Source organism: Patescibacteria group bacterium, from assembly GCA_035288465.1.
Classification (GTDB): Bacteria; Patescibacteriota; UBA1384; order DATEAH01; family DATEAH01; genus DATEAH01.
In genome coordinates this window covers 131,009-141,451 of sequence record DATEAH010000007.1, presented here as the reverse complement: position 1 = coordinate 141,451, position 10,443 = coordinate 131,009, and the positions used below count along the sequence as shown (strand labels likewise).

Here is a 10,443-nt window from a genome sequence, read left to right as displayed (position 1 = left end):
TTAATTCCAGAGGCGTAATCATTGCTTACATTATAGCCTAAATTTTAGAATAAAAAAAGCCGTTACGAGCTACTAAATATTAGTGCCGGCAACGGCTCAAAATAATCTCTAAACTTTGGGAATATATTCTTGATATTGATTCAAGAAACGCGGTGAAGTTTGGAAAATCTCCCAGCGAAAAGGAGTTTCAGCTGCAATTTGTTCTCGAGAAACTTTTTCAGGACAAGTGCGGCAAAAACGTCTAAATTGACGAATCCTTTCTTTTTCCTCAATGAAAAAAAGCATAATTTCCGCCGTAGCCTCCGCTTTTCCTCTTTGGCATGACAAACTTAATTCCTGACGCAAGTATTCCAAATGCTTATTACGACCATTTCTCTTTCGGTCTTTAAGATTGTGACATTGCTCACTAAAAGAATATCCGCACCAAGAACATTTGTATTCATATCGATAATGACGTCCATAAAGACGCGGAGTTAATCCCATCTGACGCCCACACTTTTCGCAGTAGACCATCCCTCTCACCTCCGGGTATCTGGATTTGGATACAGGCTATCGAGACTTACCACACTTCTCACATAAAATACCCAGGTTGGGGGTCTTATTCTCACACTCAGGACATTCTGTTTTGTCAACTTTTTTTTGACCCTCCGGATCAATTAGATGGTATCCGCACCAAATGCAAAAATTCGCCGCTCGGGTGTTTAATTCTTGGCAATTTGGACAAATAAAAATCAAAGTTGAACCATCTTGTTTGATTTGCACTCCCACATCGCCTCCGGGCTGGAAAGGTACAATATGCACTGCCATTAAAAATTATACCTAAAAAAATCACCCCAGTCAACCTTTAATTAAGCATTCAGATAATTATTTTTTGAGTTCTTCGATTAAATTTTCAATCGGGACGAGTTCGGTTTTTTGTTGAGAACGCAATTTTATCTCAACCGCATTTTTTACTAAAGTTTTTTGGCTCACCACAATCCTCACCGGTGCCCCAATTAAATCCGCGTCCGCAAATTTAATCCCTGCCGAAAAATCTCGATCATCATATAAAACTTCAAAACCCGCTTTTTCTAAATCATTGTATATTTTATCAACCACCGGCGATATTTTATCTAAGTCAGAAATATTAATTAAATAAATTTCAAAAGGCGCCACTGATTTTGGCCAATTTATCCCCTTCTCATCGCCGAATTCTTCCGCGATTACTGCCATCGCCCTTCCTAAACCAATACCATAACATCCCATTTGCACTGGAACATCTTTGCCCTCGGAATTCGCCACTTTAACGCCTAAAGATTTTGAATATTTATCGCCAAGTTTGAAAGTATGCCCCAATTCGATTGCTTTTTCAATTTCCAATTTTGAACCGCAATTCTTACATTTATCGCCCTTTTTGACCTGAACCAAATCTGTCCAAATATCAGGCTTAAAATCGGATAAATTAACGTTTACAAAATGATAATCACGTTCATTGGCACCAGCTACAAAATTTGACATTAATTTTACCGAAGAATCAGCCACCACTTGAATCTCTTCTTCGAGCTCAACCGGTGAAACAAATCCTGGCATTAAATCTGCCTCTTCTAAATCTTTTTCGCTGGCCATCTCAACCTCTGCACCAATTGCCCCGGCTAATTTCTTGGGATTAATACTCAAATCACCGCGAATTACGGCTATCACCAATTTTTTTGTGCATAAAATTTTGAATACCAACGTTTTTAAAACATTTTCTTCTTTAGTTTTTAAATATTCGGTCACTTCTACAACCGAAATCATTCTGGGAGTTTTAACTTTTTCCCGATCTAAATATTTAGTATTTCGAACCATTTCGCCAGAAATCAAACACTCAGCTTTATCAATATTTGCCGCGTATCCGCATTTTGGACAAACTACGATTTCATCTTCACCAACTTCATTTTTAACCATAAATTCCAAAGAAGCCAAACCACCCATTGCCCCCACATCAGCCTCAACTTTGAGAAATTTAATTCCTAAACGCGCAAAGATTTTTTCATAAACTTTCACCATCAAGTCATGGCTTTTATCTAACCCGGCCGAATCCACATCAAACGAATATGCATCTTGCATCACAAATTCACGAGTCCGCAAAAGTCCAGCTCGAGGTCTAATTTCGTTTCGAATTTTCGTCTGGAATTGATTTAAAATCACCGGCAAATCTTTATATGACTGAAGATTATTTTTCGCAATCTCAGAAAAAACTTCCTCGGCGGTCATCGCCAATACAAATTCTTCACCTTTTGGGTTTTTAATTTTCCATAATTCATCACCTACCGCCTCAAATCTGCCCGAATCTTTCCAGAGCTTGGCCGGGTGTAAAACTGGGGTTAAAATTTCAATCACCCCAGCTTTGTCTAATTCCCCACGGATAATTTTTTCAATTTTTAATAATACCCTATTTCCCAATGGCAAAAAATTATATAAACCCGAAGCCAGTTTAGAAACAAAACCAGCTTTTACTAATAATTTACCGCCGGCGGTTTCTTCATCGCCCGGCATTTGCCTTTTAGTTTTGGCAAAGTATTTTGAAAAACGCATCTTACTCCTTTTCAACTTTGACTTATTTTAAGTTCATTATATCACGAAATGTAATCAGAATAATTAAGGCAATTAAAATTGCAAAGCCGATCGCATGAATAATTCCTTCGATTCTGGGCGCGACTCTTTTTCGAGATACCGCTTCAATCATCCAAAAAATTAACCGACCGCCATCTAAGGCAGGGAAAGGCAAAATATTAATAATTGCTAAATTTACCGAAATTAAAGCGGTCAGCTGTAAAATATAAGGTAAGCCCAATTTGGTCGCCACCTTAAAGATAAACCAGATCCCGACCGGTCCTGTCCCAACATCGGTCGCTTTTCCGGTCGCAAAAAGAGTCGCAAAAAATCCAATTAATGTTAGAACTATCAATTTAATTAAATTATAAATTTCTTTTATCGCCACAATCGGCGCTTGGAAAAAGGGTACTTTCACTCGCTCGGATTCCAAAACTGCTACTCCCAAAGGTGCTTTTTTATCTTTTGAAAGGGTAATTTCCAAATTTTTTTTCAGTCCATAGCGCTTAATGGTAAAATCAGCCTTTTGCCCAATATGATTTTGTGTAAATTCCGAAAGTTGTTCGGGGGTGGTGATCGCCTGACCATTTCCCGCAATCACAATATCTCCCCGAGACAAGCCAGCTTTTTGAGCTGGTGTATCAGGCAAGGCCTCAGAAATTATTACTTCTTGAGTTACTTTGGCATTTTTAATCTGATCTGCTGGCGTAGACGTAACTGGCAAGCCAACATTAAAACCAAACCAAAATAAAACCCAAGCCAAAACCAAATTCATTAAAACCCCGGCCACAATTACCCAAAATCTCGAAGCTAAAGGTTTGGCAAAAAATGATTTTGGATCTTTTAGATGCTTGCCTTCTTCGCCATAAAGTTTAACAAAACCACCCAAAGGAATTAGATTTATTGAATAGATTGTTGTACCGACCTTTTTAGACCAAATTTTCGGGGGAAAACCAAAACCAAATTCCTCAACTTTAACTTTAGCGGCACGGGCGGCTAAAAAATGCCCCAGTTCATGAACAAAAACCAATAATCCGAGCACAAAAACAAATATCACGATCGTTAGAAACATTTTTTAATCCTTAAAATTTTAAATTAAACTAAACCTTCATAATTTCAGATTCTTTTTTAGACATCGCTTGATCAATTTTATCATCTATTTCTTTAATAATTTTATTGAGTTCTTCTTGGCCATCGTATTTATCATCTTCGGTAATCTTTCCAGATTTCTCTAATTTTTGAATTTCATCCCACGCCCCACGTCTCATATTTCGAACTGCCACTTTCGCAGTTTCGGCTTTAGTTTTAACTGCCTTGGTCAGCTCACGACGCCGTTCTTCTGACAAAGGAGGCAATACTAATCTTACTTGGTTAGCTTCTTTAATAGGATTTAAGCTCAATTCCGAATTTTGAATCGAATTTGTAATATCACCTAAAGCAGCTTTATCCCAAGGAATAATGACAATTTGATTTGGCTGCGGCACGGCAATTTGCGCCATCTGTTTCAGGGGTGTTTTTGTGCCATAATAATCAACTAATATATCTTCCACTAACCCTGCGGTGGCTTTGCCGGTGTGCAAAGTTCTAAATTCGTCAGTTAAATTTTGAACGATTTTTTCCATCTGAGGCTGAGCATTCTTCAAAATGTCTTGAAACATTGGGACCTCCTTGAAAAATGAACTCTAATTTTATATTTGATATCGGCAAAAACGATTTATTTTAATATTTTCACGAATTTTTGTCGCCGCTTCCTTGACCAAATCGGAAACTTCTGCAGATTCATCTTTAATAAATGGTTGTGTTAATAAAGTTTTTACATCAGCCGGATCTGTGGCTGCAATTTGCATCGTTAACTCGCGGCCAAGATTTTGAAAATCATCGGTTTTCGCCGCGAAATCAGTTTCACAAACTAATTCCAGTAAGACGCCAATTTTTTTGTCAGAGTGAATATACGAGGCGACTAAACCATTTTTGGTTTGACGATGGCTCTTTTTGTCTAAAATTTTAGCCCCTTTTTCCACCATTAATTTTAAAGCGCGATCCATGTCGCCGCCAGCTTGCTCTAAGGCTTCTTTGCAATCCGCGATTGAACATCTGGTTTTATCTCTTAATTGTTTTATTTGATCTAATGAAATTTTCATAAACTCTCCTTTTTACTTATCAATTCTATTTGAGTACAAATTATTTTTCGATTTTTGCTACTTTTAGTTTTTTGATTTCAGTTTTAGCGATTTCGGTTTTGACATTTTCAGCTTTGACAACATTTTTCACTTGAGCTAAATTTTCAGAAATAGTATTTAAAATCAATTCCACTCCCAGCCTTGAATCATCATTAGCCGGAATTGGATAATTAATTTTCGAAGGATCAGAATTTGTATCAACAATGGCGATTAAAGGAATTTTTAACCGATTAGCTTCATCAACCGCGACTTTTTCTTCAACCGTGTCAATAATAAACATTGCCTCGGGTAATTTATTTAAATCTCTCATCCCTCCCATTGATCTTTGCATTTTTTCTAAATTAACTTGGAAATTTTTTTGCTCTTTTTTGGTCATTTTACCCATAAATTCAGGATTTTCAAGCTGCATTTCCGAATCGCGCATCTTTTTTAAGGCTTTTCGAACCGTATCAAAATTAGTCAAAGTGCCACCCAACCAACGAAAATCAACATATGGCATTTTTAATTCTTCGGCAATTTTTTTGACCGATTCTCGAATTTGCCTCTTAGTACCCACAAATAAAATGGTTTTACCCTCTTTGAGCAATTGTTCCATAAAATCTATGGCTCTTTTGAGGTTTGATTGGGTTTTTTCTAAATCTATCACCCAAACCCCATTTTTAATTGCAAAAACATACGGCTTCATTTTAGGATGCCATTTTTCTTTGATATGGCCAAAGTGGACGCCGTTTTTAAGCATTTCTTCCAAACTCGGTAATTCTTTTGACATTTTCTAATCCTTCCCTAAGCTTCGTTTCTACAAAGCAGATTATAAAAAATATAAATAAAAATAAAAAAATAGGCACCAACAATCGCAAAATTTGACTTTGGACTTTTTTCTAATTCAATAATACCAGAAATTATTCACGAATGCAAGAATTAACAATTAAAATAATCTCTTTTAATTTTAAATGATTTCTGATATAATTATTTTGTCAATTATTTTAGGAGAAATTATGAAAAAAGACATTCATCCAAAATACTATCCCAATGCTAAGGTGACTTGCGCCTGCGGCAATGCTTTTGAAATTGGCTCAACCGAACCTGAAATTTCGGTAGAAATTTGTTCTGCTTGTCATCCTTTATATTCCGGAAAGCATAAATTCATCGATACTGCCCGCCGTGTTGATAAATTCCAAGCTCGAATTAAAAAGGCTGAAGAATACAAAAAAGCCCTCGCTAAAAAGAAATCCAAAACGAAAGCCAAATAAAATGCAAGATCAAATTGATAAAATCAAAAAAGAGTATGCTGAAATTACTCTTCAAATTTCGAATCCAAAAAACACTACCAATATTCCCAAGCTTCAAGAACTCTCTCGCAAAAAAGCCGAATTAGAACGGATTATTTTGGATTTTGACAAATTAGAAAAAATTAAAAAAGAAATTTTAGAAAATGAAGAATTAGTTAAAAATGAAGATGAACCGGAACTAAAAAAATTAATAGAAGAAGATTTGACCAGGCTTAAAATTGAAAAAGAAAATTTAGAAAAATTTGTCAAAATCGCCCTTTCACCTGAAGCGGCACAAGAAAATAAAAATGTCATTTTGGAAATCCGGCCCGGCACTGGCGGTGATGAAGCCGAATTATTTGCCGCAGATTTGCTAAAAATGTATTTAAAATTTGCCGAGAAAAAAGGCTGGCGAGTAGAAATTTTAAACAGCCAAAAAACAACTTTGGATGGTATTAAAGACGTCACTTGCTTAATTTCCGGACACGAAGTTTTTAGATTTTTAAAATTTGAATCTGGTGTCCACCGAGTCCAACGAGTTCCCAAAACCGAAAAGTCCGGCCGAATCCATACTTCAACCGCCACCGTCGCCATCTTGCCTGAGGCGACTGAAACTGAAGTAAAAATCAATCCCGCAGAAATTAAAATTGACACTTTCCGCTCCTCAGGCCCTGGCGGACAAGGTGTTAACACCACTGATTCTGCAGTTCGCCTGACACATTTGCCGACTGGCACTGTTGTTTCTTGTCAAGATGAACGTTCACAAATGAAGAACAAGGAAAAAGCCTTTAAAATCTTACGGGCGAAACTACTTGACTTACAGTTCGAAAAAGAACAAGGCAAAATGGCCGAGGAAAGAAAATCGCAAGTCGGCCGAGCCGACAGATCAGAAAAAATTCGCACCTATAATTTCCCTCAAGATCGTATTACCGATCATCGCGGTGGCTTTTCCGTCAAAAACATTGAAAGAATCCTGAATGGGGATTTAGATATACTTATTAATAAATTGCTCGCACTCAAATAATAGAACCGTCCTAATTGGACTCCGCCAGAAGATTGTCGCCGACGAGGCGACAATGTCCCACAGATTTTCCTGTCATAACGCTTGGAATGCGGGATTATTAGCATCGAGCTGATAAGAACCTCTCGCTTTGCTCAAGAACCTTGTTGCGTGCTTGTGCTACCCCTTCGGGGCTGCGGCTGCGCCTTGCAAGCGATGCAATAAAAAAAGAGGTGGCCTGATTTGTCTTTAAGGTTTGACCACCTCAGAATTTATGGGTAAAAGCGACAAAGGCAGAAAAGGATTATTGCTGATGTTACAAAAATAGCTAAAAATACTCGTGATAATGATAGAAGGATACCTTTATCTGGATGGGCGTACATTCTGGCTAAAATGCATCCTCGGGTAGCTTCATTTGTCCTTAATTTCACCTGATATGACCCAAAACGAACCACTAAACCTAAAATTGATCCTACTCCTAAGCCCAAACCAACAAACACTGCAATTACAGCCTTAGCGATATCTATTCCCATTATGATGCCTCCTCTTGCAGTTGCTCTTGTTCTTGTTGAAACCGGACATAAGCTATACCATTTCTCTCCGAATTAATCTTTCTGATTCCATAAAACCATCGATAATGCCCAAGTTGGCAATAACAAAACGAAAAATCTTGTAGAGATCACAAAGGTATAAGATTGAGATAAAAATTGCCAACAAAGCCAAAAGCGATCCGACAAAAATCCAAGGTGCATACATTAAATTACCAACTATATCATTTGCAGGAGGAGGTAGCATCATACTATTGGCTACGCCCCATATAACTTGGCCAACCATCCCTATAATTATACCAGATAATATTGCGTCCCAAAGAATTCCAAAATTAAAGCCCGTTCTCGGCTTTGAACCCGTAACCAGCAGTTCCATCTTGCCATCAGCTCCTCTTCTTTAGATCCATAAATTCAATCACATACCAATATGAAAAAGGAATGAAGATAACATAAATAAACAAGCTAAATCCAGTAATAAGCCCAAGCATTCCAGAGATTATTTGAACAGTCTGCGGTGCAAAATATGGAACAAGCAAAACATTTTCTAACATCCCAATTAACAACGAACTTGCAAATAATATCATGCCCGTTTTCCAGAATATCTGAGTTTTGTTATAGGCAACTTGAAGTCTTTTAAAGGTATCGCCTGGCCCCCACGGATCCCAGAACCATTGTTTCATCTCGACATCCCTCCTTGAACAGTTACCTGAGTTTATAAATTGTTAATTTGCTGATTTATATTATAATTTAAAAAGTAATAATTATCAAGAAGATGAATATTCAAAAAACTCTCATTCAAACAGAAAAATTATTATCTGATAAAAAGATTAAATCTGCACGCTTAGATGCCGAAGTGATTTTGGCATTTGTTTTGGGAAAAAATCGAGAATGGCTTTATGCAAATCCGGAAGCTCAAATCTCCCCTCTCAAATCTCGCCAATTTAAACAACTGATTTTGCGACGTGCAAAATTAGAACCTGTAGCTTATATAATTGGCAAAAAAGAATTTTATGGTTTAAATTTTAAGGTTAATAAAAATGTCTTAATTCCTCGACCTGAAACCGAAATTTTAATCGAAACTACCCTACAAGAAATTTCTAAAAGCTATAAACTAGAGCCTAGAACCTATTTTATTGCTGATATCGGCACCGGCTCTGGTTGTATCAGTGTTACTATTGCCAAAAAGCTCTCTTTCGCCTCTCGGCGGAAACAAATAAAAATTTTCGCTTCAGACATTTCCCAGAAAGCCCTAAAAATTGCCCGACTAAACGCCCAAAAACATCAAGTTGCAAAAAAGATTAATTTTTTAAAATCTGATTTATTTTCTAATTTTCCCAAAAACTTAAAATTTAATTTAATTTTAGCAAATTTACCATATTTATCACCCCATCAAATAACTCAAGATTTAAAAAAAGAGCCAAAATTAGCCTTAGCCGGTGGCAAAAATGGTCTTAAAATTTATCAAAGATTTTTTAAACAAATCAAAACTCATTTAGGGAAAAACGCGGTTATCTTAATTGAGATTGATCCTAACCAAACGAATCAACTTAAAAAAATTATCAAAAAAACGCTCGCAAATTATAAAATTGAAATTATAAGAGATCTCTCGCATATAGATCGTATCATAAAAATTTCTAGTTAATTTTGAGTTCAAAAAAATTTAAATTTCAAACTATTTATATTCAACTAATTTTAGTTTGATTTTGTTTTCTTTGCCATCTCTCAAATATGTGATTTGAATTTGATCGCCAGGTTGATATTGCTGAATTAATAATGACAGGGCATGGTCTTGATTCACTTCTTCATTATTAATTGCGGTAATAATATCATTTTCTTGCAAACCTGCTTTGGCAGCGGGGCTACCCACAACAATTGCGGGTACACCAACTTGGCCTGAAGTAATTAAAGCGCCATTTTCAACCGGCAATTTATTTTCAGCTGCATATTGCTTCGTAATCGAATAATATCTAATCCCAATAAATGGCCTAATAATTTTCCCATTTCGACGATAACTTTCAATTGCCGATCTCGCAACGTTGACTGGAATTGCAAAACCAATTCCTTCAGCTGAACCTTTATTAGCGACCGCAGTGTTAATACCAATTACCTGACCATCAATATTTGTCAAGGGACCGCCAGAATTTCCAGAATTAATGGCGGCGTCAGTCTGCAATAAACCGGATAACTCTTCCTGGGTTGAACCTGCGGTATCTGAAGCTTGGATGGTGCGACCTTTGGCAGAAATAATACCGGAAGTCACCGTATTTTGAAAACCCAAAGCATTTCCAACCGCGATCACTTTTTGGCCAACCTGCAAATCATCAGAAGCCCCAATATTAACCGGGGTTAAATTGGAAGCATTAATTTTTAAAATCGCCAAATCATTCAAGGGATCTTGCGCCATCACTTGTGCTTTATAAGCTGAACCGTCAGGAGTTAAAACTGTGTATTGCGCTTTTAAATCTGAAGCAACATGTTTATTAGTCATTATCAAACCATCCGAGGTGATAATAAAACCTGATCCTTGGGAATTCTGGGTGGCATTCCGACCAAAAATATCAGTAATATTTGAAATCACCGCAATTGATACCACTGACGGGCTAACTTTTTTTGAGGCTGAAATAATTACTGACTCTTCCGTAACTTTATAAGTTTTTTTCGCCAAATCCAAACCTAAACTGGAATTAGAAAAATTCTTATTTCCAGATAGGGCATAAATGGCACCAGCACCGCCTAAAAATCCAAAAATTAAACTCGAGATTATAATAAAGGCGAGCATGCCACAACTGAATTTTGAACCTTTTTTATAACGTTGCGGCTTTGAACCAAAAGCCTTATCTTCAAATAAAAATTTTCGCGGTGCCATGTCGCCT

General features: G+C 36.8%; 14 protein-coding genes. 3 read left to right on the top strand and 11 right to left on the bottom strand.

The genetic code is table 11. From position 1 onward, the window contains the following. Positions 1–108 precede the first annotated feature (108 nt). Genes VJJ80_03080 through rpsB form a run of 7 tightly spaced genes read right to left on the bottom strand, consistent with a single transcriptional unit; the run spans position 109 to position 5,523 of the window. Positions 109–513, bottom strand: a complete 405-nt coding sequence (locus VJJ80_03080; GenBank protein ID HLC39076.1) for a hypothetical protein — start codon at positions 511–513, stop codon at positions 109–111. A 36-nt stretch (positions 514–549) separates the two neighbouring features. Continuing rightward, positions 550–807, bottom strand: coding sequence for a zinc ribbon domain-containing protein (locus tag VJJ80_03075; GenBank protein ID HLC39075.1), 258 nt, complete (start codon positions 805–807; stop codon positions 550–552). 57 nt (positions 808–864) lie between these two features. Next, the gene (locus VJJ80_03070; protein ID HLC39074.1) at positions 865–2,556 is read right to left on the bottom strand and encodes a proline--tRNA ligase; all 1,692 of its coding nucleotides are present in this window, start codon (positions 2,554–2,556) and stop codon (positions 865–867) included. A gap of 22 nt (positions 2,557–2,578) precedes the next feature. Then, complete coding sequence (locus VJJ80_03065) at positions 2,579–3,646, bottom strand: M50 family metallopeptidase (GenBank protein HLC39073.1); 1,068 nt, start codon at positions 3,644–3,646, stop codon at positions 2,579–2,581. 28 nt (positions 3,647–3,674) lie between these two features. Beyond that, positions 3,675–4,232, bottom strand: coding sequence for a ribosome recycling factor (gene frr / locus VJJ80_03060; protein ID HLC39072.1), 558 nt, complete (start codon positions 4,230–4,232; stop codon positions 3,675–3,677). Between the two features lie 30 nt (positions 4,233–4,262). Then, positions 4,263–4,715 carry a translation elongation factor Ts gene (gene tsf / locus VJJ80_03055; GenBank protein ID HLC39071.1) on the bottom strand — a complete coding sequence of 151 codons (453 nt, stop codon included), beginning with the start codon at positions 4,713–4,715 and terminating at the stop codon, positions 4,263–4,265. Between the two features lie 40 nt (positions 4,716–4,755). Then, positions 4,756–5,523 (bottom strand): 30S ribosomal protein S2, encoded by a 768-nt coding sequence (gene rpsB, locus VJJ80_03050; GenBank protein HLC39070.1) that lies wholly within the window; start codon positions 5,521–5,523, stop codon positions 4,756–4,758. 226 nt (positions 5,524–5,749) lie between these two features. Here rpsB and rpmE point away from each other — a divergent pair, with 226 nt between their 5' ends. After that, positions 5,750–6,004: a 50S ribosomal protein L31 gene (gene rpmE, locus VJJ80_03045; GenBank protein HLC39069.1), complete on the top strand. Its 255-nt coding sequence runs from the start codon at positions 5,750–5,752 to the stop codon at positions 6,002–6,004. Position 6,005: 1 nt separating this feature from the next. Further along, positions 6,006–7,046 (top strand): peptide chain release factor 1, encoded by a 1,041-nt coding sequence (gene prfA / locus VJJ80_03040; GenBank protein HLC39068.1) that lies wholly within the window; start codon positions 6,006–6,008, stop codon positions 7,044–7,046. Between the two features lie 248 nt (positions 7,047–7,294). Here the strand turns inward: prfA and VJJ80_03035 are convergent, their stop codons facing one another. The 3 genes from VJJ80_03035 to VJJ80_03025 are packed head-to-tail and all read right to left on the bottom strand — an operon-like array spanning position 7,295 to position 8,250. Beyond that, positions 7,295–7,555, bottom strand: a complete 261-nt coding sequence (locus VJJ80_03035) for a hypothetical protein (GenBank protein HLC39067.1) — start codon at positions 7,553–7,555, stop codon at positions 7,295–7,297. A gap of 52 nt (positions 7,556–7,607) precedes the next feature. Then, a complete protein-coding gene (locus VJJ80_03030; protein ID HLC39066.1) occupies positions 7,608–7,946 on the bottom strand; it encodes a hypothetical protein in 339 nt (112 codons plus the stop codon). Positions 7,947–7,953: 7 nt separating this feature from the next. Then, the gene (locus tag VJJ80_03025) at positions 7,954–8,250 is read right to left on the bottom strand and encodes a hypothetical protein (GenBank protein ID HLC39065.1); all 297 of its coding nucleotides are present in this window, start codon (positions 8,248–8,250) and stop codon (positions 7,954–7,956) included. Positions 8,251–8,342: 92 nt separating this feature from the next. Between VJJ80_03025 and prmC the strand changes: the two genes are divergently transcribed. Next, positions 8,343–9,212, top strand: a complete 870-nt coding sequence (gene prmC / locus VJJ80_03020) for a peptide chain release factor N(5)-glutamine methyltransferase (protein HLC39064.1) — start codon at positions 8,343–8,345, stop codon at positions 9,210–9,212. 30 nt (positions 9,213–9,242) lie between these two features. On the opposite strand, the gene VJJ80_03015 is transcribed toward prmC, so the two are convergent. Beyond that, the gene (locus VJJ80_03015; protein HLC39063.1) at positions 9,243–10,436 is read right to left on the bottom strand and encodes a trypsin-like peptidase domain-containing protein; all 1,194 of its coding nucleotides are present in this window, start codon (positions 10,434–10,436) and stop codon (positions 9,243–9,245) included. Positions 10,437–10,443 lie beyond the last annotated feature (7 nt).